29 protein-coding genes are annotated in these 23,473 nt (G+C 36.9%); 9 read left to right on the top strand and 20 right to left on the bottom strand.

Translation table 11 applies throughout. The features are described from left to right. Nucleotides 1-214: 214 nt before the first annotated feature. Nucleotides 215-496: a hypothetical protein gene (locus AC4EHK_RS08070; RefSeq protein ID WP_490978282.1), complete on the bottom strand. Its 282-nt coding sequence runs from the start codon at nt 494-496 to the stop codon at nt 215-217. Between the two features lie 236 nt (nt 497-732). Between AC4EHK_RS08070 and AC4EHK_RS08065 the strand changes: the two genes are divergently transcribed. Together AC4EHK_RS08065 and AC4EHK_RS08060 are read left to right on the top strand one after the other, a co-directional pair. Then, nucleotides 733-1,158, top strand: coding sequence for an immunoglobulin-like domain-containing protein (locus tag AC4EHK_RS08065; protein ID WP_490978281.1), 426 nt, complete (start codon nt 733-735; stop codon nt 1,156-1,158). Between the two features lie 557 nt (nt 1,159-1,715). Beyond that, nucleotides 1,716-2,144, top strand: a complete 429-nt coding sequence (locus AC4EHK_RS08060) for a hypothetical protein (protein ID WP_490978280.1) — start codon at nt 1,716-1,718, stop codon at nt 2,142-2,144. Nucleotides 2,145-2,344: 200 nt separating this feature from the next. Here AC4EHK_RS08060 and AC4EHK_RS08055 read toward each other — a convergent pair whose 3' ends face one another. The 3 genes from AC4EHK_RS08055 to AC4EHK_RS08045 form a co-directional block, all read right to left on the bottom strand. Then, nucleotides 2,345-3,286, bottom strand: coding sequence for an anti sigma factor C-terminal domain-containing protein (locus AC4EHK_RS08055; protein ID WP_490978279.1), 942 nt, complete (start codon nt 3,284-3,286; stop codon nt 2,345-2,347). Continuing rightward, nucleotides 3,279-3,782, bottom strand: a complete 504-nt coding sequence (locus AC4EHK_RS08050; protein ID WP_490978278.1) for an RNA polymerase sigma factor — start codon at nt 3,780-3,782, stop codon at nt 3,279-3,281. The genes AC4EHK_RS08055 and AC4EHK_RS08050 overlap by 8 nt, the downstream gene beginning before the upstream one ends. A 147-nt stretch (nt 3,783-3,929) precedes the next feature. Next, nucleotides 3,930-4,187 carry a hypothetical protein gene (locus AC4EHK_RS08045; RefSeq protein WP_490978277.1) on the bottom strand — a complete coding sequence of 86 codons (258 nt, stop codon included), beginning with the start codon at nt 4,185-4,187 and terminating at the stop codon, nt 3,930-3,932. A gap of 687 nt (nt 4,188-4,874) precedes the next feature. Here AC4EHK_RS08045 and AC4EHK_RS08040 point away from each other — a divergent pair. Both AC4EHK_RS08040 and cuyB read left to right on the top strand, forming a co-directional pair. Next, a complete protein-coding gene (locus AC4EHK_RS08040) occupies nt 4,875-6,053 on the top strand; it encodes a carboxylate--amine ligase (RefSeq protein ID WP_490978943.1) in 1,179 nt (392 codons plus the stop codon). Between the two features lie 3 nt (nt 6,054-6,056). After that, a complete protein-coding gene (gene cuyB / locus AC4EHK_RS08035; RefSeq protein WP_490978276.1) occupies nt 6,057-6,794 on the top strand; it encodes a cysteate racemase in 738 nt (245 codons plus the stop codon). 463 nt (nt 6,795-7,257) lie between these two features. Here the strand turns inward: cuyB and AC4EHK_RS08030 are convergent, their stop codons facing one another. After that, the gene (locus AC4EHK_RS08030; protein WP_490978275.1) at nt 7,258-7,764 is read right to left on the bottom strand and encodes a hypothetical protein; all 507 of its coding nucleotides are present in this window, start codon (nt 7,762-7,764) and stop codon (nt 7,258-7,260) included. Nucleotides 7,765-8,531: 767 nt separating this feature from the next. Further along, on the bottom strand, nt 8,532-8,816 hold the full coding sequence (locus AC4EHK_RS08025) for a hypothetical protein (protein WP_490978274.1): 285 nt from the start codon (nt 8,814-8,816) through the stop codon (nt 8,532-8,534). A gap of 545 nt (nt 8,817-9,361) precedes the next feature. Between AC4EHK_RS08025 and AC4EHK_RS08020 the strand changes: the two genes are divergently transcribed. Further along, a complete protein-coding gene (locus AC4EHK_RS08020) occupies nt 9,362-9,586 on the top strand; it encodes a hypothetical protein (RefSeq protein ID WP_490978273.1) in 225 nt (74 codons plus the stop codon). A gap of 210 nt (nt 9,587-9,796) precedes the next feature. After that, nucleotides 9,797-10,015 carry an immunoglobulin-like domain-containing protein gene (locus AC4EHK_RS08015; protein WP_490978942.1) on the top strand — a complete coding sequence of 73 codons (219 nt, stop codon included), beginning with the start codon at nt 9,797-9,799 and terminating at the stop codon, nt 10,013-10,015. A gap of 262 nt (nt 10,016-10,277) precedes the next feature. Here AC4EHK_RS08015 and AC4EHK_RS08010 read toward each other — a convergent pair whose 3' ends face one another. From AC4EHK_RS08010 to AC4EHK_RS08000, 3 genes are all read right to left on the bottom strand, one after another. Continuing rightward, nucleotides 10,278-11,264, bottom strand: coding sequence for an aldo/keto reductase (locus tag AC4EHK_RS08010; protein WP_490978272.1), 987 nt, complete (start codon nt 11,262-11,264; stop codon nt 10,278-10,280). 846 nt (nt 11,265-12,110) lie between these two features. Then, entirely contained in the window at nt 12,111-12,479 is a 369-nt protein-coding gene (locus AC4EHK_RS08005) for a type II toxin-antitoxin system PemK/MazF family toxin (protein ID WP_490978271.1), read from the bottom strand. Nucleotides 12,480-12,562: 83 nt separating this feature from the next. Beyond that, on the bottom strand, nt 12,563-12,844 hold the full coding sequence (locus AC4EHK_RS08000) for an AbrB/MazE/SpoVT family DNA-binding domain-containing protein (protein WP_490978270.1): 282 nt from the start codon (nt 12,842-12,844) through the stop codon (nt 12,563-12,565). A 340-nt stretch (nt 12,845-13,184) separates the two neighbouring features. Here AC4EHK_RS08000 and AC4EHK_RS07995 point away from each other — a divergent pair, with 340 nt between their 5' ends. Continuing rightward, entirely contained in the window at nt 13,185-13,460 is a 276-nt protein-coding gene (locus AC4EHK_RS07995; protein ID WP_490978269.1) for a hypothetical protein, read from the top strand. A gap of 368 nt (nt 13,461-13,828) precedes the next feature. On the opposite strand, the gene AC4EHK_RS07990 is transcribed toward AC4EHK_RS07995, so the two are convergent. Further along, on the bottom strand, nt 13,829-14,497 hold the full coding sequence (locus AC4EHK_RS07990) for a Type 1 glutamine amidotransferase-like domain-containing protein (protein ID WP_490978268.1): 669 nt from the start codon (nt 14,495-14,497) through the stop codon (nt 13,829-13,831). A 534-nt stretch (nt 14,498-15,031) separates the two neighbouring features. Here AC4EHK_RS07990 and AC4EHK_RS07985 point away from each other — a divergent pair. After that, nucleotides 15,032-15,370: a DUF3784 domain-containing protein gene (locus tag AC4EHK_RS07985; RefSeq protein ID WP_490978267.1), complete on the top strand. Its 339-nt coding sequence runs from the start codon at nt 15,032-15,034 to the stop codon at nt 15,368-15,370. Between the two features lie 534 nt (nt 15,371-15,904). Here AC4EHK_RS07985 and AC4EHK_RS07980 read toward each other — a convergent pair. From AC4EHK_RS07980 to AC4EHK_RS07960, 5 genes are all read right to left on the bottom strand, one after another. After that, nucleotides 15,905-16,399 carry a hypothetical protein gene (locus AC4EHK_RS07980; protein WP_490978266.1) on the bottom strand — a complete coding sequence of 165 codons (495 nt, stop codon included), beginning with the start codon at nt 16,397-16,399 and terminating at the stop codon, nt 15,905-15,907. 219 nt (nt 16,400-16,618) lie between these two features. Next, the gene (locus tag AC4EHK_RS07975) at nt 16,619-17,152 is read right to left on the bottom strand and encodes a membrane lipoprotein lipid attachment site-containing protein (RefSeq protein ID WP_490978265.1); all 534 of its coding nucleotides are present in this window, start codon (nt 17,150-17,152) and stop codon (nt 16,619-16,621) included. Between the two features lie 165 nt (nt 17,153-17,317). After that, nucleotides 17,318-17,752: a hypothetical protein gene (locus tag AC4EHK_RS07970; RefSeq protein ID WP_490978264.1), complete on the bottom strand. Its 435-nt coding sequence runs from the start codon at nt 17,750-17,752 to the stop codon at nt 17,318-17,320. Nucleotides 17,753-18,329: 577 nt separating this feature from the next. Further along, nucleotides 18,330-18,686, bottom strand: a complete 357-nt coding sequence (locus AC4EHK_RS07965; protein WP_490978263.1) for a hypothetical protein — start codon at nt 18,684-18,686, stop codon at nt 18,330-18,332. Nucleotides 18,687-18,776: 90 nt separating this feature from the next. Beyond that, nucleotides 18,777-19,109 carry an immunoglobulin-like domain-containing protein gene (locus AC4EHK_RS07960; RefSeq protein WP_490978262.1) on the bottom strand — a complete coding sequence of 111 codons (333 nt, stop codon included), beginning with the start codon at nt 19,107-19,109 and terminating at the stop codon, nt 18,777-18,779. Between the two features lie 343 nt (nt 19,110-19,452). On the opposite strand from AC4EHK_RS07960, the gene AC4EHK_RS07955 reads away from it, so the two are divergent. After that, the gene (locus AC4EHK_RS07955; protein WP_490978261.1) at nt 19,453-19,908 is read left to right on the top strand and encodes a GNAT family N-acetyltransferase; all 456 of its coding nucleotides are present in this window, start codon (nt 19,453-19,455) and stop codon (nt 19,906-19,908) included. Nucleotides 19,909-20,030: 122 nt separating this feature from the next. Here the strand turns inward: AC4EHK_RS07955 and AC4EHK_RS07950 are convergent, their stop codons facing one another. From AC4EHK_RS07950 to AC4EHK_RS07930, 5 genes are all read right to left on the bottom strand, one after another. Further along, complete coding sequence (locus AC4EHK_RS07950) at nt 20,031-20,366, bottom strand: hypothetical protein (RefSeq protein ID WP_490978260.1); 336 nt, start codon at nt 20,364-20,366, stop codon at nt 20,031-20,033. A 456-nt stretch (nt 20,367-20,822) separates the two neighbouring features. Further along, nucleotides 20,823-21,383 carry a class I SAM-dependent methyltransferase gene (locus AC4EHK_RS07945; RefSeq protein ID WP_490978259.1) on the bottom strand — a complete coding sequence of 187 codons (561 nt, stop codon included), beginning with the start codon at nt 21,381-21,383 and terminating at the stop codon, nt 20,823-20,825. 540 nt (nt 21,384-21,923) lie between these two features. After that, nucleotides 21,924-22,235, bottom strand: coding sequence for a hypothetical protein (locus AC4EHK_RS07940; protein ID WP_490978258.1), 312 nt, complete (start codon nt 22,233-22,235; stop codon nt 21,924-21,926). Nucleotides 22,236-22,243: 8 nt separating this feature from the next. Further along, nucleotides 22,244-22,642: a DUF4179 domain-containing protein gene (locus tag AC4EHK_RS07935; RefSeq protein WP_490978257.1), complete on the bottom strand. Its 399-nt coding sequence runs from the start codon at nt 22,640-22,642 to the stop codon at nt 22,244-22,246. A 175-nt stretch (nt 22,643-22,817) separates the two neighbouring features. Continuing rightward, nucleotides 22,818-23,369 (bottom strand): sigma-70 family RNA polymerase sigma factor, encoded by a 552-nt coding sequence (locus AC4EHK_RS07930; RefSeq protein WP_490978256.1) that lies wholly within the window; start codon nt 23,367-23,369, stop codon nt 22,818-22,820. Between the last annotated feature and the right edge of the window lie 104 nt (nt 23,370-23,473).

The raw sequence follows: 23,473 nt of genomic DNA, 5'->3' as shown, positions 1-23,473 counted from the left end.
ATTGCACAAGCAAAAAAGATGGGAAGCTAGATCCTAACACGGCTTTTCTTCTCATAAATAATCATATGCAAACTGATCATAGACTTAGATTTCTTCACACTTTATGTACATCTCTAATGCGAATCCAGGACCTTTTCTTCGACAGTTGTTTTCTACTGTTTACTGCTGATATTGTATAGAAAGAAAATTTTTCTTCCTAAACTAATTCACTTTGTTAGTCCGTCAACTCACCATATTTCCCGTCTCTTATAGCTTTTCTATATTTCCCATCGTCCTCCTCGATCGCAATTGCTTCACTCGTATTAATTCCTTCAATTGAGAAATACTTAGTTCCTTTTTTGTATTCATTTGAAAAGTTTCCACTGTACGTTTCTTCTTCACCGGAATACCTAGTTACCTCACCAATTTCGTTATCTACATTATCGGGGTACTCATCGCTTATTTCGTAAATATAGCCGTCCCAGACAACAAATAATGAATATAATTTAATTACCATTAAGTTACATTTAAATCCCATCTTTTTTTGAGCTAAAAAACAGGAAATCGATAGGAATAGACGTACTTAATTGATTCTGAAACATTTAAATAGCCTTAACGTACTAATACAAAAGACTGTTTATCTATTTCAGTAAAGTCTGAACAAGTTATGTTTTAGAGCAGATTTAAATCGAACTCACTTTCTTTGTGAGTACCATTAAACATCTCCAGATATTCTAAGGTAGGAGGATTCAAATGAAAAGAATCAGAGTAATTTCTTATATGCTTGTTTCCTTGTTCTTACTTGTCTTGTTTTTACACGTGATGAATCGGGCGCCTAACCAGGAGCTTCCTCGTACTTTGGATGGTATGGAGCTCACAATGGAACAGGAAGTATACATAACTTCTGCTGAAAAGATTGGCATTGTGATACATAATAACAGAGAAACAGAATACACGGGAGCCGGCGGCGGAAAATTCCCGATCGACAGATTTTTTGCCGGTAGCTGGTACAATGTTCCTTTTAAGAATGATACGTTTACAGCTGATGCTCTTGGTATTTCTCCTGGAGAAACAGCATTAATGTACACCACTGTCAGCGAACTGGATGCTGAACTGACGCCTGGCAAATACCGAGCGCTCTATGGTGGCATGGCGATTCCTTTTGAAGTGATTGAATAATTTATTTAAGACTTTTGCTTCGATTAATCCTAAGTATTTACAGAGAAGATCTTTTTGTAATTACTGGCTGATTGTAACTTAACTGCACTTAAGTTACATTCATTTCCTTCCAATAACTCAATATTATGTCATCCTTGTTGTAAAAGTAGAACGTTGAGATCGTAAATAAAAAATAAAGCTTAAAACATTGCAAACTATCCATGGGAATTACAAACTACCGGAAGTAGAATTTAGGATTCAGTGATAAGCAGGAGAAAATGGGATTTCAATTTCAAAGGATGGTAAAAATCAGTAACTTTACATACAGGCTCGTAGCTTGGTAACTTTTCTACTTTAAGGAATGACTGTTATAAGAAACATAATATAAATAGCAGTCTTTCAGAGATGAAGGAATTGAATACAAATAAAGAAGTTGTTCCCATTAAAGTTCACAAGGTACTTACAAATTTCAACCTTATATTTTCTTTATTATTTGAATTTGAAAGTAATATAATTTAGATTACATTCAAACAGGAAGATAATACTAATATTTAACAGAAATATAAGGGAGGCAACCAATGAAGAAACCACCAAAGGGAATTTCCGCTATTCTACTGCTTTTTTTTCTTGGGTTCATCATCTGGTTTATAAGTCTGCGATCAACAACAGGTTATGTCTATCAAGAAATGGAATTGAATCCGTATGGAAATTTACACACAAAAAATATCTGGGTAGTAGAACTCGAACCAGATGAAACCGAAGGAAAGACAAAAATCGAAATCATTGAGGCAGTGCAAGAGCAAGTTGACATTTCTCGCTTTCTGGATGAAGGGAGTACGGATAATGGAAGTCCAGGAACGATTTACCGAATCCCGCTAATAAATAGGCAGATCGGCACCGAGTTCCAGATTGGTGATAAAGTGAAGATTTACTGGAGAGGCGCCGTAATGGAGTCACTGCCAGGACAGATTGATGGAACAGTCCTAGTAATTAAAACCGGAAAATAATTTAATAGACTCACAATCAAAACAAAAACTTAAAAAAGCGATTTGCAACTATTTTTCTTTTGTTTTATTTGAGTGCCGAATGTAACTTAATTCACAATAAGTTACATTTAAGCTGAATAGAAATTTTACAAAAAGGTTGTTTTCACTATCTTTCTAAAGAAAATGGATAAAGTAATAAGAGTCTGGCTTCTCCGTTCTTCCTAATACCGATTAGCTGTAGCCCCTAATACAGCTGCACGAATCATCGATTCATCATTGAACTTCTTCAGTTCCTCTGCGGTTCCCGTGACGACCGCTCCCGTTATTTTTAAATTTTCCGGTGATAATTCTGTTTTTCCAGAGTCGCTTAGCACATCGTAAAGGCGTTGAGCTTCCTGTTGTTGACCTCCCTCTTTCTGCAGCCATTCAATCTGCTGAATGAAGCGTTCCGCAGCATCTTCATTTATTTCTTCAATTTTGGAAATAAAACCATAGGCATCATTTCCGTTAATGGGTTTTTTCGCCTCCACCTTCTCGCTTGTAGAAGTCGCATCAACCCAGTACCAGGCCAATTGGTCCGAGAATTTTTTTCGCACTTCATTTATGGAATAGGACTGGTCAAATGAAAACGCCATTTCTACAACTTGATGCTCTGGAATCTCATCCAATATGTAGCGATCATCAGGTAGTGATGAGTAGGTTCCGATTGGGTAAAAAAATTCAACAACACGCTCACCTTGGAAATAAAGCGTGTTTCTGCCGTCCCTCGTATTTGTTGAACTTGAAAGAGTTGAAGCCTGTGCCGCAGGAGAAGTGCCAAAGATCGACAAGGTTCTCACCTTCTGTCCCCAAGGAATTACCACCCCTGCGATTTCTTTATTTTGTTCCGTTGTGACGGTTTTTGAGAAAGGTGTATTCGTAATCATAGAACCATTACTCTCCGCATTTGCCCCTTTAATAAATTGCCAACTGCCATCGTTCGCAATTGTTTCTGCAACTTGCTGATCCATTCTGTAGGTGCCAAACCAAAGCAGCACCCCAAAGAACAAAACAGTCACGCTAATAGAGATGACAATGCTTCGTAAAAGCGATTTCCTTCTGGCTTTCTTCACTAACTTCGAAAACTCGTTATCCGGTTTAAAAAGCTCATTTTTTTCACTCATGACCTTGCCTCCTGTATTCTCGAATAAAATCTTTACGCGCCCGGTACAAATTGGTTTTCACCGATTGCTCTTTCATCTCTATAAGTGCCCCGATTTCTCGAATAGCCATCCCCATACTATATTTCATCAATAATAGCTGCTGTTGCTTCGGTTTTAACTTTTTCAAGACATTCTCCACATTTTTTTTCATTTCGTTTTGCATTAACACTACTTCCGGAGTATCTTCTTCACTTAGCTTGTGAAAATTAAACTTCAGCAGAATCTCTTGTCGTCTGCAGCCTTTCCGATACAGATCGTAATAGCCATTGACTGCGACCCGGTAGAGCCAACTTTCCGCATAATGCGGACCAATCGAGTCCATATAGAGAATAAATTTGTAGGCAGTTTCCTGAACGATATCTTCTGCATCTTCATTAGAAGCTCCTATCTTCATTAAGTAAATTTTTACTTTTTGTAAACATTCATATAGTTTTTGGTCGATTATGGAATCGCTCATTCACCGTCCTCCTTACCTCTATAACGTTTGTATGAAAAAAAAGTGAACAAAAAATAACAACTGCCTCCAGTTGCTATCTCATCTGCTTAATAATTTTGGATATATAGACTATTTCTATCTTTTGAAGTCTGAAATAAACTTCGAAAATTAAAGCATTGAATGTAACTTATTGACCAATAAATTACATTCAGATTCTGAACAAAAGCTAATATGAACTACATATTTTCTTTTCCCTCTTTTTTTGGCAATGTTGTACAGACTGACAATTCCGATTATACCTAGAGTTAGCATACCGATCCCATGGAATATTGATTTAGCCGTTTGACTAATTGAATCACTGCCACTAACCGCAGCTGATCCTAGGACAAAAAATAAAATAACTGCGAACAAAATTCTATTTTCCATATAAATTCACCTTCTTTTTTATACTTAGCAACTTGCTGAATGCAACATAACTGCAAGTAAGCAGCGTTCAAATGAAGAATACTAGAAAAAATCAGCTAAAAGCAATGTTAAATATACAAGCGGCAACTTTTGCCTGTACAGTTCCTATCCGGCTAATTTGCCAGCCGTCATTTTTCTTTATTATTTTAACCCATCAATATATTCGTTTTTTTATGAACGAGAGTTTTTATTTGAGTGCGGGTTTCATTTCATTTTAGTTTTCTCTTATTGTGTATATGAACCAAATACTTCTATGAAATTTTAATATGTAAACTATATTTCCACCCAACTCTATATTTCAAATACTTTAATTAGGAAATTGAATACAACTTATTTTTTTAGACTTCTAGCACTTTTTAAAAAATTTATAAATTTAATAGTTAGTTTGACTCTCTACCCTATATCTGAAAAGTATATTTTACCTTTAAATAACAGAAAAGAATAAGTATATTATTAATGGTATAAATGATATAAATTGGTAATAATTATAATAACTGATATACTGAAGGACACAGATTGCTGTTTTAAAAGTTTAGTTTTTGAATTTTACAATCTAAAATTTTCGTTATCCAAATAAATCATAAAAAAGGAAGCTGATCGATTTTGACTACAACCCCTAATTTTTTGCCAGTTCTTCTCGGTTCGGATATGAATGCATACGGTATGGCACGCGCATTCCATGAAGCATACGACATTAAGTCCCTTGTTTTAGGACGCGCCAATCTCACGGCAACACAGAATAGCTCAATCTTAACATTCGAAGAGATTCCCAGATTGAATGAGGATGATGTGTTTCTCTCTGCTTTATTAAAAGTCGCTGAAAAGCAAAAAGGGAAAAAGCTTTTACTGCTCGCATGTGGCGATGACTATGCAAAATTGATTATCAAAAATAAAGAGAATCTGGAACCTTATTTTTCCATTCCCTATATCAATGAACAACTAATGGATCGAATTGTCTTAAAAGAGAACTTTTATACACTTTGTGACCAATATAATTTCAGCTACCCTAAAACAGAGCTTTGTACTTTTGCGAATTACAAAACATTTAAAGCTGATTTTGACTTTCCAATTATTATCAAGCCGTCCAATTCTGTAGCATATTGGAACGTATCATTTCCAGGTAAGAAAAAAGTGTTTGTGGCTCATGATGAGAAGGAAAAGAATGCAATTCTTGAAGCCATATACAGTTCTCCTTACAAAGATAACCTTACAATCCAAGAATTTATTCCCGGCGATGATTCCTTTATGCGTGTTTTGAATGCATATGTCGGAAAAGATGGAAAAGTTAAATTAATGGCACTCGGCAACCCCATCTTGGAAGAGCACTCACCAGAAGGCATTGGTAGTTATGCAGCGATAATCAATGCTTACGATGAAAAATTGCTTGATAAAGTACGTTTCTTCCTGGAAGATATTGGCTACAGTGGTTTCGCGAACTTCGATATGAAATATGATGCACGAGATGATTCCTACAAATTCTTTGAAATTAACTTAAGAAATGGCAGAAGTAGTTTCTATGTGACGGCGGGTGGCCATAATTTGATGAAATATGTCGCAGACGACCATGTTTTCAATAAGCCAATGGAGCTGACTTATGCACAAGATAAACATCTTTGGATGATCATTCCCAAGAGTGTCCTTTTCAAGTATGCACAAAACAAGGGATTGAAGAACGAAGCTCAGCGCTTAATCAAAGAGGGAAAAATGACCAACTCACTTTTTTACAAAGAGGATTTTAACCCGAAGCGCTGGATTAAACTAGTGTTAAATAATTTAAATTACCATCGTAAATATAAAAAACATTTTAACAACAAAGGTTTGTCTTAATCTATGAATAAGAAAAAACTTGGCATTGTAGGAGGCGTAGGGCCGCTTGCAACCATGTCTATAGGCGAAATGATAGTCCGCCGTACACATGCTACTTCGGACCAAGAGCATGTTCATTCCTTAATTATAAATAATACTGGAATTCCGGACCGGACTGCTTATCTTTTGGATCGTTCTAAAGAAAATCCCATTCCTCTCATAATCTCAGATATACATAAGCTTGTTTCTTTAGGAGCAGAAGTAATTATTGTTCCATGCAATACCGCTCATGCTTTTTACTCAGAGTTGTTAAAAGAATTCCCTCTGCTACCCATCATTCACATGGTTGATGAAACGATGAAAAGAGCGGCTGCAGAAGGGGCAGAAAATGTAGGCATTCTTGCAACTTCCGGGACAGTGATTTCAATGATCTATCAACATGCTGCTAAAGAACATGGACTGCAGGCTGTTTTGCCCGATGATAAAACTCAAGCTAAAGTCATGTCGATAATCTATGACAATGTAAAAGCCGGTAAACCTGGAGACACAGCAGTTTGGGCAGAAATTGAAACATTTATGAAACTGAAATTATGCGACCGTGTTATTTTAGGCTGTACAGAGCTTTCCATTATTAAGAAAGAAATGGACTTACCGGACTTCTACTTGGATTCCTTAATGATTTTGGCAGAAACTGCAGTTATCGCTTGCGGCTATCCCTTGGCTGCGCAATATGAAACCAAAGCTGCTTCTGTAATGAGCTAAACCCCAAATGAAGTCACTTTTAAAAGTGACTTCATTTGGGGTTTTTTTTATTTTTAGACCTCGTTATAGCAAATTCGCGAACTTACAATGCATAGATCACCTTCTACATAGCTCAGTAATGAAGCTTGAAGGCAGATCTGAATGTTGCTTCGGTAAAGGGGAAGTTGATTTAAACAGGTGACCAGCCTCAAAATTGAAAGAGCTATTAAAGCATTGCACTAGAATGCGTAAGCAATGGCATTTTAAAAATGATTTTGGCAAAATACTGAAGTCATCTGATAGCAGTCTAACTGTGGCAATTTCTTTTACATATTGTCCATTAAATATAACTTAGTTCAGATATATAGTAATTTATTACCACTCTAATCGTGTCGATTTTATTTTAATGTAGTTTGCTTAGAAAACCTAAATCCTATAGTTCGATAGTTCAATTTGTTGAATCCAGAAAGCTGCTCCCCTATCCTCACCTATAATCTGCACTAAAAGCGATCTCCATCGCTCCCTGTAATTCATCTTGATCAAACCACTCTGCCACAAATACAATGTTACTGAAATCAGTATTAGAGGTTGAAGGAAGAACAAACTTATTCGCTCCTTTTTCAAGTGTAACGGTATGACCTCTTCTTACTGAAGTGTCTTCTGACGACATAGTGTCCGCCCGATAGCCCAATCGATCTGGCTGCCTTCCATCTAGCTTAAATTCAACCAAAGCTTCTGGCGGTAATTCATTGACCTTAAAGTTTAGAGACTGACTTGATCCGATATCAATCGGGCGGTCTTTCTCTTTAGACAGCTCTTGGCAGTTGCCCCAACAAATAACGGCGAGTCCCTGGTTAAGTGCCTCGCCGTTATGCGTCAACACTAATTCAGGAGGCTCACTTGCCAGTTCTGGGCTACTGTATAATTGGAAACTGACAATTAAAAGCAGCATGATTAACCCAATAATCAGTAATGCAGTCACCTTTCTCATTTTATCTCTATCCTTCCTTATTAGTAATTACAGGAACCTTTCAAAATCAGACTTCCAGCCGGAGTTACTTTTCAAATTTTACAGCTCGTTAATGAAATAAGAAGCCAAACTTACATTTAATTATTTTTTCTTTTTAGTCTACCTTCGTAATTAACTATTGTAAGAGTTATGTCGAATATCTCTTTTTGTTTTTATTAACACAAAGCGACATCTTTAAAATTAGTTATCTCCTAAGTAATTTGATGTTCATGAATGTACAATTTATCGAACAAAAAAAAGAAGGTAATAGGGCATCTACCCTTCTAGTAATCAAATCATATGTAAACCTATAACTTTCAAAAAGCTAGCTTTATGTCCTATCAAGTTGTCCTTTAAATGCATGATTTCTTCTAGTAAACTCAGTTGTGACAAGAATTTCGCAGAAGCTAATGGAAGCAGGTTATGAATGTAACTTACTAAATAAGTTACATTCAAATTTTCACAAAGTTACTTAATAAGAGAAGGATGTACTTATAACAAAAAGAAGGGTTGCAATACAGAAATATAAAAGAAATTTTTCACGCTTTTTTACTTTCTTTTCAATAAGTATATAAAGCATAAACGCTATCCAAATACTACAAAATGCAGCTATAAATACTTCCATTTGACCTTCACTCTTTTCCGGTTATATTTGTTCCAGATCGTAAAGTAGAAAGTTGGCTATTTAATTTGTCACTTACTTCACTCAGAGTCATCATCAAGCAGTCACCACTTCTTTTTGTTTCATGTTATAAGAGTTCGATTGCTCTATAAGGAATGATATCTGCAAAGAAAAGGATAAACGAAAGTACAGTAATGCTTATTCCTATCCAAAAATATTTCATCCAACATTGTATGACTACACCCAGAAGGAACACTGCGCCAGGGATAAGCCAGAGTGGAAAGATAAAAATAGGTGCTTCAGGTCCATATTCAGAGATAAAGCCAGCTGCAAACCAAAAAGACACAGGGATAATGAAAAGACCTGCTAAAGGAAGATATACAAAACGCAGAAGCAGTATTGTTAATTTCATAAAGAAACCACCTTTTCACAAAACAGATTAAGTATAAATAAAGTTATTAGTGGAAGGTGCATTCGCAGTTCATCATTTTATAAACTTTTTATTGATTTGGTTAATTATACCATGACTGGAGAGTGCCTAAAACACACTAACTAAACAACAGTATAAAGTAATAATCAACCAGAAAAATAGACATATCACAAGTTATTGGAGTTTAGATACTAGAAAACTAAGAAAAGGGGATTTTTTTGAATTTCAATCAATTAAATTCTGGTATATTAATTCTACTCATGGGAGTTGGTTGTCTATTCCTCGGAGTAGTTTCTATAAGAAAAAAAAGATTTCTTGAATACAGATGATTTTAAAGGATTTACACATACATTGTTCCTTCCACCAATCGTAAATTTTTGGTTGCTAAAGTTATTTTTGATTATAAGCGGTTCGCTTTTTGTATTCATCAGTATCTATTTAATAGCAGTTAGTTTATTTTGAATAAAATTTCTGAGGTAGACTATCAGAAACAGCAGTAATTCTAACTACAAACTAGGAGGAATCTCATGAAGCTAAACGAATTTCTAAACAAACTCGAAGAGAAAAATATCTTTTACAAATTGGGTAAAGTGAGAGAAGAAGCCTTGATGGTGGAAGTTTCTGTGCCAGGTCAAAGATGGGAAATTGAATTTTTAGATGATGGAACAATCGACATTGAGAAGTTCCTCAGCGATGGTGAAATTTATGATGAAGCAGAACTAGATACCTTAATCAGGGATTTTTCTGATTGAGCTATAAAGAAAAGGCCATAGACCCAAATTAATTTCCATATTCGTTATTCGAACTTTTTTTACAAATCATAAATTATAAGAGGTCATTAAAAGAGAAAGACGATACTGAGTTACTAGCATCGTCTTTCTCTTTTTCTTATGGAACTGCCGATAATTTCGGGATATGTAAACTAGTTTTCATTAGGTTACTATTAGACATATAAATAAAGCATAAATATCAATTTACAGTGTAGTGGAGACTATAGAATTGGGATCTGGTTTGAATTCCCCTACTTTCGTGCAAATTTTGAAGAGATTTTATTGTCTCTGAGTCCTGGAGAAGAGCATTTTCTTACCATCGAAGTAAATACATTAGAGAACAATCTGACTCCTGGCCATTACCGCGCAGTGCATCGAGGACTGGCAGCACCATTTGAAATTGTCAAATAAGGATTTCATATGGAGCGCTTTAAAAAAGCGTTCTTAAAAGTACACCTTTACGAACACTCTAAAAATTACTAAAACCGGAAAATAACCGTTCGTAAGCCTATCAGAATAATTAACGAACATTCGCCGTTTCACATGAACTTTTACGAACAACTATGACAGGGAAAGTGAGCCACAAAAAATGGTGAGGTGAAGTATAAACAGCAAAAAAGGTTCCAGTAATTAAACTGGAACCTTTTCTTATGCTTTTGTCTTTGATGAAATTTTATATACCAGGCAAAATAGCTTTCGAAGAAACAAGCCTCTTGTCAATCAGTTCTTCCCAAAAAGCAGCTGGGATGGTTGCCTGCAATGCCTGCAAGTCTTCCTTGATGCGATCAGGTCTTGTCGAACCGGTCACCACTGCTTTTACTGCAGGATGGGCTGTCGAAAACTGAAGTGCCGCGTCTTTTAAACTCACGTTGTGATTGCGTGCCACATCGTTAAAGCGTTCGACTCTCTTTTGGATGTCCGGCGTGATTTCCTTGTAGTCAAAATGGTCTCCGCCTAACAATGCGCCCGAGTTAAATGCAGATCCAATTACGAGTCCGCCGCCTTTTTCCTGTGCCAGTGGCATCATGCGTTCAAGGGCACGCTCATGCTGCAATAAGGTGTATTGGGTAGCTGACAAGCTTAAATCCGGATGTGCTTCTTCCAACTCAAGCGCCACTTCTATCGGCGTGGTCGTGTTGACGCCAAGTCCCCAAGCTTTGATGACTCCCTCATCTCTGAGTCGGTCCAGCACTTTAAAGGCACCTTTGCGTGCTTCATCGAACTTTGTCACCCATTCATCACCTAAAAAGTCTGGTGAGATGTCGTGTACATAGACCATATCCAAACGATCTGTTTTCAGACGCTTTAAGCTGTCTTCAATCGATCGGAGTGTTCCGTCCTCTGTGTAATCCGTTAAAATCTTGTTTTTGCGTCCAAACTCAAACAGCCCTTCTTTTTCTTCCTGTTCGTCCAGCACAATACGGCCGACTTTTGAGCTCAACAAATACTCGTCACGATTATAAGAAGGCAAAATTTCACCAAGTCTCAGTTCAGCCAATCCTGCCCCGTAAAATGGCGCTGTGTCAAAATAGCGAATGCCTTCATCCCATGCGGACTGAATTGTCTGCATCGCCTCGTCTTGTGGAACTTCTCTGAACATATTGCCAAGCGGCGCTGTGCCGAGGCCCAGTTTGTTTTTTATGGTTAGTTCGTTTTTCATCTGTGCTCACCTCTTCATCAAGATTGGATCATGCGGTAACAACTCTCGAAAGAGTCCTGCCAATATCTACCCTTTTTTAGAAGTAGACAAACAGAAAAGTTGGAAAAACTCTTCCAAAAACAGCGTGTTAGCGGCTAAAATCGAAAAGCCAAACGAAACGAAATGGCATGCTTGCTACTTTTAAGATAGTCCCTTTCATTGTACTCTCTCCTCTATCGCTAAAAAGATTAAGTATTATATTGACCTTTTCTTAACAATTCTCTTTATCGTTCTCTATTTAACACAAGAGTTGAATGTAACTTAACTGCACTTATTATAAAGTCAAACCCTAGTATTTCTAACAAAAAATCTACGTGGATTTTGTCGAAAAATTTTCAAAATCGTCCAGTTCAATTTGCAGCTCGTTGATTTTTTGACTATGACTCATGCTCAACTCGATAATCTTGTTAAAAGATAGTGGTAAAAACGAAAAATTAGTAACCATACGTCTAGGAGTTTGCAAACCTTGAATGTTATTGCTTTTCCTCAAGTTGTTTTATCCTTTTTTCTAGCTTTTCAACTTTGGAAGTGTTAAGTATTGCTATAGCTAAGATCATCATTATTAAAGAAAATAAAAATATCGTCTCCATAAGTTCTCCTCCTTGTATTTCATTATTTTTAATTAGATATAAATTGAAAAAAAAGAATAATTTGTTAATTTAATTATAACAATAGTTCTTCAGTATAAATACCTGAAACTAAAATCAAAGCTATACAAATAAAAACCGTTTGTAAAAGTACACTTTTAAGAACAAAATGAATTTCAGTACTCAAAAAGACCAATCATAATGATTGGTCTTAATTTCTTTACCCTATGAAAGTAATGGCATCGATAATAGCCTTGCATTCTTCAATCAACTCTTGATCGGCCTCGTCTGTTAATCTTGCAGCTCTGGCCAATGGATCAATTGCCTTTATCTTTTCACACAATACATATCCTGTTGTCTGATTGGTTGCTACGCTGTTCTTGTGATTCTTGGTTCTCCCATTTACCGGTACATGAGTTGGGTAACCTTTATTCGTATTGGTGATTGGCAAGACCCAAATTAAGTCGGTCTCTTTATGTACATTTTCTTCTGAAACTACGATGGCTGGACGATAACCTTGCTGTTCGTGCCCTTTTGCCGGGGACATATCGACTTTTATAATATCCCCACCCTTAAAAAATCTTGTCATCACTACTCCTCCAATTAAATAGTGCCTGTACTTTTCCATTGAGGATTAAGTACAGGCAAAGGATTTTTGAGCCTATTAATTGCTTACCAATCTTCTTTTCCGACTGGTTCTACTTCATCCCAAAGTGCTTCAGGCTCAGGTTTTCCACCATTATAATCAGCAAATAACTTTTGAAACGGAGTTAACTTGCTTTTTCGAACTAACGAAATCCGATTTGGTTCAACCTCTACATCAAATACAGCATCATCAGTTGCATTGAACCCGGCTTCCTCAAGGATATCTCTTGTAAGCCGAACGGCTTTGCTGTTACCCCAATTCTGTAGTTTAGCCTCTCGGTGACCGACTTTCTGCTTGATTTGCGGCATGTGAATCAACTCCTCAGAGTGCTATTTATACACTTAGTATATACAACGTATCTACATTCATCAAGTAGTAATTCTTTAAGACTCTTTCTATAATGGAACTCGATAAAAAATAGTCATGCTTCGCAATAGACTCTTCTTAAAATCCAATTGTTTATTTTACTTTTAATAAGCCCTCATATGTTAACTAAGCATTGACGGCTGTTCTTCTCCAGCTATACATGTTTCTTAGTGTTTCAGCCTCCACATATACCCCCCTAATATATGGTAGTATTATATTTAATAAATCATTTATGAGAAAAGTTATTGCCAATTTATCTAAAAGTGAAATAGGAGGATGCGTATGATCTTAATTTTGGCTGCTTATATCGCTTTGTTAAGCTTTACTGTCTATAAAATCGCTGGAAATGATAAAGAGAGATGGATTAATGCTGGCTACCTTACTGCTTTTGTACTTCCCTTGGTAATTCATTTTCTTATTCTTAATATTGTAGGTTCTATCACTGGTGCTGGAATGGGTGCAAGTGCTACGGGATTATTATTCGCAGTGGCAACATCAATTACCGGATTTGTCTTTTTGTATATCGGTTATGTTTCCAAATCTGCACGTAACCATTGATATTATTAATAGCGTCTTTTTTAAAAAGGACTTTTTGATTAACTAGAATTAACTTTACAAAATGAGCTTTTTGACAGCTCTATTTATTAGTAATGAACCTAATAACTAAAAATCGTTCATAAAAGGACACTCTCCCACAGCAAAAGAGAAAAAATAAGCTTTAATTAGCCTATTTTCTCTCTTTTATTTATGCAGCTTCCGATAACTTGAGCCCTGGCGATTAATTCTCTTGAGTAAATTTACTCAAGAGAATTTTTTCACAGGTCCATTCTATCTTGATTCCGGTTAAATGAAGATCCGATTAAGTGAAATCATATTTCATCACAAGAATTTTATCTCTATTTTAATTGATTTAAAATCAAGTTACATCAGGGGGCAAACAACTTCCATCGCCCTTCGGAAATAATTTCGACCGCTCCGTCGATCACTTTAATAGCGGTTTGATCATCAATCGCATAAGCTGGCCCCTCTATTCCGACAGCCCATTTCTCTGCGTTAGCCATGGTGTTTTCCGGCAGCATCTCATTCTCCAGATGCGGAAAGATGGCGAAATCGACAAGCTTTATCGCTTCATCACTTCCGTCAGGTGGAGTCCAGCCAATAAAGTCTTCCCCGATGCGAGGTGCCATCACCATACTTCCTGCACTCATTCCTACATAAACTGCATCCAGCGATGGCAAGAGCTCAGCCAGCCCAGATTGCTGCATCCAGTGTGCCAAGTAGAGGGCATCGCCGCCCGCCACCAACAGGACGTCCGTCTCCCGGATCAGCGGAACCCATCGGTCTTGGTCAATGCTCGGCAGCGCTGTAAGCTCAAGCACGCCGACCGACTTCCAACCTAGGCCAACCATGGGGTTCTCGGAATTTCCGCTGATAAACTCCCAAGTTTTGATGCCGGGGCCAACCCAAGGGTGTCCATACATCGCAGTAGGGATGCACAAAGCCCTGGAGTCAGCGATTGGCTTACCCAACATTTGAACCAGCGCATTTTGTATGCTTTTGTTAGTGACACCTGCGGATGTGAGCAAAAATTTCATAACTTCAACTCCGTTTCCTAGTGCAAAATTGTTAAAGTTTCTCCTGTATCTAAAAGAACGATCTTAGCTTTTTAGACATGACGAGAGCCAATTAATTTGGATCGTTGTCTCCCTCTTCTAAGTATATTTGCTTTTCAAATAATTTGCGAAAATCAATCTCACCTTCCTGTCTGTCATTCGCACGCTACACTATAAGCCTCTTTTCTCAACTTCACTTCAATTAGAAATCGACCCGACAATCAATTCTTTGAGTTGCTCCGCCACATTTTCAACTGTCACGCTCAACTGGAACCCACCTGCTATCTGTTATTTCGTATCTGCTTATTCATACGTCTGGATGCTCAATTATAAGCATCCGGTCCTTCAGAGTAATTTCGATAATCCCTCATATGTAAAGCTAGATCCTATTGAAATATGAGTTTTAAAACCTACTAGTGCAGACTTTTGGATTCCTCTTTTTTCAAAAAGTGAAACTTCGCTGGAAATAAATCGGTATAGTAACCAAAGACAATTTCCCTTACGGAGGTGCTTATCATGACAACGATGGAAATACTGATTCAATTAAGTGGAATATTACTCCTTCTCATCACGAGCCTTTTTTTACTGCAAGGAAAAGGCGCTATGCTGATTGCAGGTTATAACACACTGTCAGCGGAAGAAAAGGCGAAATACGACAAAGTGGCTTTATGTAAAGCTGTTGGTAAGCTAGTATTATGTTTCACATTTTCAATTATCTTAATCTTTATGGGGGAATTTTTTCAACTGAATTGGTTATTAACTGTCGGCACTAGCTTAATGATAACCCTCCTAGTAGCTGGGCTGATCTATTTAAATACCGGTAATCGTTACCGAATCCGCAACGAAGAAAAGTAAGTGAATAAAGAGATAGGCCAGCAGCAGAAATAAGGAAGTGCCTGATGTTGGGCTGTTTCATTTTAGATGCAACTTAAATAATATCAAGTTACATTCGAAATTCCGTTATTTGGTAAAAAAATTGTGTATGTTATCGTTAATGTGAACCTACATTGTGAAATTAGTATAAGTTTCCTTTCAAAGGAGTTTTGATCATGAAAATTAATCGCCCCTATTTTTATTTAGTTTTGTTTATTGGAATACTGGCTGTTTTAGTTGGTTTCGATTAGAACAAATCAGGGTCATTTGAGTGGTTAGACAATGTTATGCAATCTGCATTTGTTACTGTGTTCTATATCATCTTTACAGATAAATCTTACAAAAAAGCCTCCCAACCATAAGTGGATTGGGAGATTTTTAGTGAGCCAATTATCTGAAGGCACCAAATATGAATAGAAGCATTAGCAGGAAACTGAATGTAACTCAATTTACAGTAAGTTACATTCATATCCCTGATATCTTTTTAAAGTAAAGTTTATTTCCATTCTATTTTTCCTATTGTTGAAAGGATTCGGTTCCATAGCCTGTACAAAAACCACTTATCTGTGAGCACTCGTTTACTTCTTCTACCCATTGATTGAATTGCTGTTTATAGGCGGACAAGTTTTCTGCTAATACCTCTATTTCACTATCATTTCCAGTTCGTTGGAATTCTGAAATAGCAATCATACTGTTCGTACGGTAATCGGCAAATTTAGTTCGCTCTGTTTCTGTCATCCCTACATCTACAAAGGGGCTGCCCTTTCCCCATCCATCTATATTTTTCTGCATAGCTCGTAAATCTTCATTTCCTGTTGCTACTACTTTTTCTAGTGCTAAAATTTGCTCCATTAGCTGAATATCAGCAGTTACACCTGCATAAAAGTCATAGTAATTCTGACTATTCTCTATCTGATAATCTTCTTTTAAGTTGGTATAAGCAATCCATAAAAAGCTGAAGGCCAAAATAAAAACAATTGCGATTGTCCAGCCTATTCCATTTTTTCTCATGGATTTCCCTCCTGATTTTCTCTTTCAATTTTAAGTGAATGTAACTTAATATAGAATAAGTTACATTGAGCTTCAAATAGACTCCTAACTAATTTAGTTAGCTGAGTTATACGAAACTGCAATGGTTATTCTAACAGGTTGGCTTTACAATTTTAAATCGGGAAAGCTTTTATTACGCCTATGACTTAATACTATAGGCATATTGTTGATTCAATTCCCTTATTTGATGGGTACAGTCGTTTCCGTTCCCAGTTCATAAATCGACGCATGTTTGAAAGGAGCTACTTCTTTGGTTACTTCAAAGACAAATGTTCTAGGTGTCGCATCTGTGGTACATGCCTCTTCACTGTTGGCAAGAGAAACTTCAAATTCCAACGTTTTTGTAGTCGGATTTAGTTGTATATCTTCTCCCTTTAATTCAAACGGACAAGTACCCGATTCCTGAAGACTAAAGAACATCACACTTTTTACGTCCAGATCGACTTCTGGCGCTTCCTCCTGAAGACGGAAATATGTCCATAGTTCCTCGTATTGCTTTTGCTCAGTCGCCTCTTTAACTAGATAGATATAGCTGGGAGGTTCCTCTCGGTGAAATCCTGTTTCATGAAAATCAGCGGGAACCGTCTTTTCAGTAGCAATTCCCTTTGTTATGTTTTTTACTGTTTGTTCATTGTCCTGCATTCCTGCATTCGGCTCTGGGCTACACCCTGCCAATATGGCAAGAAGTCCTATTAAACATACGATTTTTTTCATTCAAACCTCTCCTCTATTTGAATAAATGTTTTTATGAGGGTCAGTTACAGCAATTAGGTATGTGATTTTAAATACGGTAATTTGAAGGAGAGAAATGAATCTAACTTATCTGCACTTGAGTTAGATTCAAATCCTAGGCTTTTCAACCAGATTTCCATTCGGATGTTACCGAACTCGAGAATTGCGTTGATTTTTGTCGTTCTCAGATACAGGAACCATTTTAAAGAACCAGTTCAGTAAACCGAAAAGGAAATCCGATACAAAAAAGAAGCTATGAAACAATAGGGCCTCCGCTGCAAATGGGTTACCTCCACCCCAGGCCATCATGATGAGAACGGTTGGGAGGAAGAATAGAAGCATACACGATAAGGGATATAACAAAACTTTAAATCGTTCAACCCGTTTGTCTATTGAGCTTATAATCATAAAGTACAGTGGCATGGCCAAAGCAACAAAGGCCACACCTCCATTAACTAATACAGCAATGGCTCCATTACCGATATCTTGGTTCCATAATTGCTTCAATACCCAAACGTAAGCGAAAAAGCCTCCAAGAAATGAAATAATGGGTGTTAGCACATACAATCCCAGTTTTTTCATTTTTCTCTCCCTTTCTTGAACTTCCCTTTACTGCTTTTCATTAATATACCAGATTAAACCAATCAATTGCTTTCTGTATATTCATTCTACAATCCTCTGCTACTCTAATCTTTTGAATACCGGCTACTGATTGAAAGCATTCCCAAAAGTATACTTTTACAGACAAAAAGGGAGAGTAGATGCTAATCAAAATGCACCTTCTCGCCCTCTCCATCTACGCAGTTACTGATATTCCCTCATATGTTAACTGTGTAATCATCCTTAATGACTCAGCAATACAAACGTTTAATCTCGCTTATTTGTAACTACCTCTTGCTTTTAAACTGGTATTTAATCATTTTCTTAAAAGTACTTGAACAAGGGAACCATCACGGATGAACTGAGCCTCTACTCTTTCTTTTTAGATAAATAAAATCTTATTAGTGGTGGTATCCAAAACATCTATTTCATTAATCTTTTGAAATCCTGATTCCAATATGAATAGTAGAGAATAGCTTTATCATTTTTTATAGAGATTTTCATGAATTTCCTGCCGTGTTCGACTTGGAGTGATAATACGACAAAAAGATTCGTCCAGTTAAATATTATTGAGAATTACTATTTCTTTTGCTGTTCCATCTTCGTTTAAGTAAATGCCGATCTGTTGATGTTCATGCAACTCATCCAAAGAGGTTCTGTCCCCGTACTCGAAAGAAAACCACGTTTCTTCACTATAAATTAAGTTATAACTAGCGCCTGGTTCTGCCACTTCTGGCAGTAATCCGCTTTTCGATGCCCATGTCGTAGTATTTACATCAATTGTATTCTGTTCTTCGAAAATATTAATAACTACACCATACATATCATACTTTTCGAAACGTTCATCATGTCTATCATTTGAAGTACAAGCACCTAAAACAAGAGCCAAGGCTAGCCACAGCAGTGTGTGCTTCATAAGGTGTCTCCCTTCTTTTCAGCTGCTATTTTGAAAAATCAAGAATGACTTAACTAATCGAGATCAAGATTATGAGTTTTTGCTAAGTTTTCACTCAACTACATCAAAAGATGCAGCCATATTTTGAAGTCTAGCTCGGTATTCACCTGGAGTAAAATCATGAAACAAATCGCTAATGGATATTTCAAGAGAGCCTGCTTTACCGGGGGACACAGCTAATTCATCGGCGTAAACGGCTTCAACATCATCCGGAAATTCGTACCAAATGCCGTCAACATTTTTTTCCAAGAAGAAATGGGTACCCGAACTGAACTCTTCCTCCCCTTCATTGTGTATAATGAGTACAATTTTCTCAGATGACGTCGTATATTTCTCCTTTTCCATTTCATAAAAAATGCCATTAGCTGCAGCGGAATAATTCAAGATATGCAGACTTCTGTCTACTCGAACATTCGGTTTCAAAACCATAGAGAACAACTTATTGAATGCAACATTTTTTTCTGGGAACTTTCCTTTCTTTTTTTCTCTTCAAAGCTAAGTGGAGTGAAGGTTGTGTTATTGGTATATTATTCCTAAAATGCCTATGAAAGAGCAATAAGAAATGCTATAGTCAAAAGACCCGGAAATTTTATTAAACGGGCCATAGCTAGTTGAGGAGGCGTTCATTATGACAAACAAAATCACCGTTACCATCAATGAGTACAAGGGGATAACGCCTAATTAACGTTTCTATTTCGCGTTCCCCGAAAATCGAAAGGGGAAAATTATGAATACAGAAAATGTGAAAATCGTCGAATTAAACACAGGAAACTGGTATGACTGCTGTGAACTAGAGGTATCAGAAGAACAGACGCAATACATGGAACCAAATGCCGTATCGATCGCTCAGTCAAAGTTTGAAACCAGCTTAAAACCTTATGCCATCTATACAGGCGATAAAGCGGTTGGCTTTTTGATGTATAACTCTGTTTCGGAGGAACTTGACGGCTATTGGATATATCGAATAATGGTAGACAAAGCTTTCCAAGGTCAAGGAATCGGGAAAGCTGCAACCAAATTGATGATTGCTGAGATGACCAGATCACTGAATGCCACAAAAATTGTGGTCGGCTATCACCCAGACAACTTGAATGCCCATAATTTATATGCGAGTTTGGGATTTGAGGACCATGGAGATCGGTTTGGCAAAGAAATGGCCGTTGTAAAACAGCTAATCGACTAATAAATTAAAACTGTGTTTTATTTTAGTGAGAGGACCTTTTTAAAGGTCCTTTTTCTTTTATAAGAAATCAGTATTTCCTTTGTTCTGAATGTGACTTAGTTAGTGTTAAGTTACATTCAGTTTCAATCATTTGAGCTTCCAAAACCTTTCCCTAATACGGTTTTTTTATCTAAATCAACAAACACGATAAGATTTCCAGAACCATTGGTAGCCGTATCATTGAATATTACCGAATAAACTTTTTCTCCATCGTAATCAGTATTGATTTTGGATTTAATTTCAGTAGATACTGTTTCTTTGGTTACAGTCGAGTCTTTAGGACTTGTTGGAATAAGTTCTTGTTCATTGTCAGATAAACTGTTGTAAGCATTCATTTCAATTGGTAACTCTTCAGCAGCTAAGGAAGAACATGCCCCCAATGTGATAGATAGAAGAATTAGAACAATGAATTTCACCATAGAAATCCTCCTCTTTAATTTTAGATGAAGTTCAAATAGTAGCCTCTTAAAAAATTCAATATTTTAGAAAGAAAAATCTTCTAACTTTATCGAATGCCAATCTACTGCTTTCAGTAAAATATCAGCAGTGTCAAACTAGATTCATTTGAAATTGAAACGAAAAGATATTTATTGTTCATTTTTATCCTGTCTGATTGCAATAAAATTAAGATAAATAGTGTATCCAACAGCCACGAACAAAAGTACAATTCCGTAACCGATTTCTAAATTCAACCAATACACAGATACAAGTAAGGTTATTGCAACAATGAGGATTAGTTGCAGGCTTGATCGATGATACTTATTCACTGTATTTCCACCTCAATTCTCATTCGATTATTTATATGCCGAAGTACCAATAAACCTCAGAAAAGAATATAACCTAATTACTATTATATTGTATTCGGAATACAGAAATTATTGCTTAGTAGCATCGAGTATGAGTGATGGGAATAGTAATTTATCCCGCTGATTTCTAAGATCAAATTTCCTCGAGCGAAAGATAACTCCGTCTTCTTCCTGCCATTCATTGAACTGAAAATGACCTGCTTCATCATGATACTCAAGGAAATTTACTTCATAACCAGCAAGCTCAAATACAGATGATAACGTTTTGTAGTTATGAACGATTTTATGGCTAGCAGCTGGATGATCTTTGGGACCAGGGCCACCGATTCTAACTATATTTTGATACGCTTCATTAGGAAAGTATCCGTCTGGAACGGCGCAACGAATATAACCTTTAGGTTTTAAATATTGATGGCAAAGCTTCGCAGCCTCAATCCCTTCTTGATATGTAAGGTGCTCCCATACATGTTCAGCCAAAATAGCAGTTATAGAACCCTTTCTAAATTGATTTCTCCAAGTAGTTTTATCTAATAAATTTAATTCCTTTTCTTGAGTATGGATCCATCCGGGATTGTTGTTGTAATTATCAGCACCAATGACCACTTTAATTCCCTTTTGTTCATCCATCATTAAGATCACCTCAACTTTTTGATTATTTTTTTGAAAATTTACTTTCAGAGAGAATTAATGAGTTGAATTTAACTTATCTTCATTTAAGTTATATTTAATTCAACAATCCTTGACTACAATTAGATTAACATTAATTTCCAAAAAATAAATAGAATTCGAATATCTTTTTCGTAGAAAAAACCACCTGAAAACACACTTATACAATAAAAAGGGATAGAATATGCGTAGTATTCTCCACTTCTCTCCTTCTGTCTTCAATCATCTTCTGATAATCCCTCATCTATTAACATTTTTATGAAGTAAATTATTAAAGTACTCGAAAAAAGAATAGCGATAGACACACTTTCACTGATCGTTCCATTAACCATATTGCTATTTGAAACCCCCTACTGATTACCTAATTTCCACCTTAAAAGCCTCTTCTTCCAATAGATTATGAAGGTCGGTCTTTTCCCCTCCTTCTTTTCCGCAAATAACAAAAGGCGTGAATTTCAACGTTGAAACTTCTTTTGTTGGAACGTCAAAACGGAAATAAGCCTCCTAAGTTAATGTGTTTTCTGCTGTGGGTTCATAAATTTTCCCGTTCTCATCTTCTACCTGGAAACGGACATCCAATTCATAATCCAAACCGCTGAGACTGTAAATGTGATACCTCAAAGTCCTGGAAACTGGTGATACAATTAGTTCCGCTACTTCAACACGTTGACCCTTCTCCAATGTAAATTCACGGTCGATGGGGATGGTTTTACTTTCTGCAAGCAGCGCTTCTCCAGAAGCCATAAATTCAAATGTCCAGTCCTCTTTTATCAGAGAGTTTCTCCCACTATCAACGTAAGTGATTTTTATTTCCATGGCTTGGCTCAGATCCACCCCTTGAATATCCATGGAGCTAAATAAGGCAAAAGTGGGTCCTTCTGTACCACATCTCCCCAGCCATTTGCTGCCACCTCTTGTCCGTTGATCCAAACGGTCGGAAATGGTTTCAGTTCGTCTAGCTGCTGGTTATCCGACTGAGATTGAAAGGAACTGTTGATAAACAATCGGTCTTCATCAATCATCACTTCATTTAATGTTAGATTGCCTTGATTGTTTTTTACTGTGTGTCCCACAACTGTTTTATAATTTTCGAATGTGTTGTCTTCATCAGTGCCGAGATAGTGTTCCAGCAAAGGACCAAGAATCGGCATGTTCGCCCATGCATTGGACTGTGTGCCGAAACTAACTGAAAACAGGATGAACGCTGCGACTGTGATTGCCACGAAGGTAAAACGGCTGGTTATGGGGCGTCTGTGTAGCTTTTTTTTCATTCATTTTTTCAGTTTCTTTTTTTCAAAGCCAGTCAATTCCGGAATGTCGTACTCTTCCAAGTCCACATCAACTTCGTTCAATAATTGATAAACGTCTTTCATTTTGTCACCTCCCTTTCCTTTCACTTTACTGCTCTCCAAAAATCCGTCTCAAGCTTTTCAGCTTTTTCCGGCCTCTCGATAATCCGTTGTGGATGGCTGATCTTTCCACTTTCAGTTCGTTTGCAAGAATGGCAGTATCTTTCCCGTCTATGTAGTAGCCAATAAAATTTCTTCGGTCTTCTGGTGTCAGCTGATCTAATAAAGCATCCGTTTCCAAGCTCAATTCTTTCTTCAGAACTTGCCCTTCATCCGCTTGAAGGCTCTTTAAGTGATAATCCGCTGGCTGTTGTTTTTCGGCCAGCTTCAGATATTTCCTTTTATAATCGATGGCTTTGTACTTCGATACGGCCGCCAGCCAGTTCTTCAAAGAGTTTGTTTTTTCATTAAAAGAATCGTTGTGATTCCAGGCAGCGAGCAGAACATCATCTATGCATTCGTCCTGGACATGTCGAAACTGGGATAAGTGCTGCGTCACAATACTTTTAATGAGTCCGCCATACTGGTCAACCACAAAATGCAATGCATCTTCATTTTGGCATTTCAGTTCCTGAACAACGTTTTCATGGGTAATTTTCATTCAATCTGATGACTCCTTTCCGAAAGCCCTTACCTATTAATTCGTTTTCCAGATCCCAAAGCTATCAGAAAATGGAAAAATGAATGAAACTTCCTATAGTTTTT

It is taken from the genome of Planococcus sp. TJ-307, assembly GCF_058268435.1.
The sequence above is the reverse complement of the archived record's forward strand: the minus strand, read 5'-3'. Positions and strand labels throughout refer to the sequence as shown.

Coding starts and splice junctions, on each gene's coding strand:
- AC4EHK_RS08070 (WP_490978282.1), bottom strand. CDS start 496: ATGGTAATTAAATTATATTCATTATTTGTTGTCTGGGACGGCTATATT.
- AC4EHK_RS08065 (WP_490978281.1), top strand. CDS start 733: ATGAAAAGAATCAGAGTAATTTCTTATATGCTTGTTTCCTTGTTCTTA.
- AC4EHK_RS08060 (WP_490978280.1), top strand. CDS start 1,716: ATGAAGAAACCACCAAAGGGAATTTCCGCTATTCTACTGCTTTTTTTT.
- AC4EHK_RS08055 (WP_490978279.1), bottom strand. CDS start 3,286: ATGAGTGAAAAAAATGAGCTTTTTAAACCGGATAACGAGTTTTCGAAG.
- AC4EHK_RS08050 (WP_490978278.1), bottom strand. CDS start 3,782: ATGAGCGATTCCATAATCGACCAAAAACTATATGAATGTTTACAAAAA.
- AC4EHK_RS08045 (WP_490978277.1), bottom strand. CDS start 4,187: ATGGAAAATAGAATTTTGTTCGCAGTTATTTTATTTTTTGTCCTAGGA.
- AC4EHK_RS08040 (WP_490978943.1), top strand. CDS start 4,875: ATGAATGCATACGGTATGGCACGCGCATTCCATGAAGCATACGACATT.
- cuyB (WP_490978276.1), top strand. CDS start 6,057: ATGAATAAGAAAAAACTTGGCATTGTAGGAGGCGTAGGGCCGCTTGCA.
- AC4EHK_RS08030 (WP_490978275.1), bottom strand. CDS start 7,764: ATGAGAAAGGTGACTGCATTACTGATTATTGGGTTAATCATGCTGCTT.
- AC4EHK_RS08025 (WP_490978274.1), bottom strand. CDS start 8,816: ATGAAATTAACAATACTGCTTCTGCGTTTTGTATATCTTCCTTTAGCA.
- AC4EHK_RS08020 (WP_490978273.1), top strand. CDS start 9,362: ATGAAGCTAAACGAATTTCTAAACAAACTCGAAGAGAAAAATATCTTT.
- AC4EHK_RS08010 (WP_490978272.1), bottom strand. CDS start 11,264: ATGAAAAACGAACTAACCATAAAAAACAAACTGGGCCTCGGCACAGCG.
- AC4EHK_RS08005 (WP_490978271.1), bottom strand. CDS start 12,479: ATGACAAGATTTTTTAAGGGTGGGGATATTATAAAAGTCGATATGTCC.
- AC4EHK_RS08000 (WP_490978270.1), bottom strand. CDS start 12,844: ATGCCGCAAATCAAGCAGAAAGTCGGTCACCGAGAGGCTAAACTACAG.
- AC4EHK_RS07995 (WP_490978269.1), top strand. CDS start 13,185: ATGATCTTAATTTTGGCTGCTTATATCGCTTTGTTAAGCTTTACTGTC.
- AC4EHK_RS07990 (WP_490978268.1), bottom strand. CDS start 14,497: ATGAAATTTTTGCTCACATCCGCAGGTGTCACTAACAAAAGCATACAA.
- AC4EHK_RS07985 (WP_490978267.1), top strand. CDS start 15,032: ATGACAACGATGGAAATACTGATTCAATTAAGTGGAATATTACTCCTT.
- AC4EHK_RS07980 (WP_490978266.1), bottom strand. CDS start 16,399: ATGAGAAAAAATGGAATAGGCTGGACAATCGCAATTGTTTTTATTTTG.
- AC4EHK_RS07975 (WP_490978265.1), bottom strand. CDS start 17,152: ATGAAAAAAATCGTATGTTTAATAGGACTTCTTGCCATATTGGCAGGG.
- AC4EHK_RS07970 (WP_490978264.1), bottom strand. CDS start 17,752: ATGAAAAAACTGGGATTGTATGTGCTAACACCCATTATTTCATTTCTT.
- AC4EHK_RS07965 (WP_490978263.1), bottom strand. CDS start 18,686: ATGAAGCACACACTGCTGTGGCTAGCCTTGGCTCTTGTTTTAGGTGCT.
- AC4EHK_RS07955 (WP_490978261.1), top strand. CDS start 19,453: ATGAATACAGAAAATGTGAAAATCGTCGAATTAAACACAGGAAACTGG.
- AC4EHK_RS07950 (WP_490978260.1), bottom strand. CDS start 20,366: ATGGTGAAATTCATTGTTCTAATTCTTCTATCTATCACATTGGGGGCA.
- AC4EHK_RS07945 (WP_490978259.1), bottom strand. CDS start 21,383: ATGATGGATGAACAAAAGGGAATTAAAGTGGTCATTGGTGCTGATAAT.
- AC4EHK_RS07940 (WP_490978258.1), bottom strand. CDS start 22,235: ATGGAAATAAAAATCACTTACGTTGATAGTGGGAGAAACTCTCTGATA.
- AC4EHK_RS07930 (WP_490978256.1), bottom strand. CDS start 23,369: ATGAAAATTACCCATGAAAACGTTGTTCAGGAACTGAAATGCCAAAAT.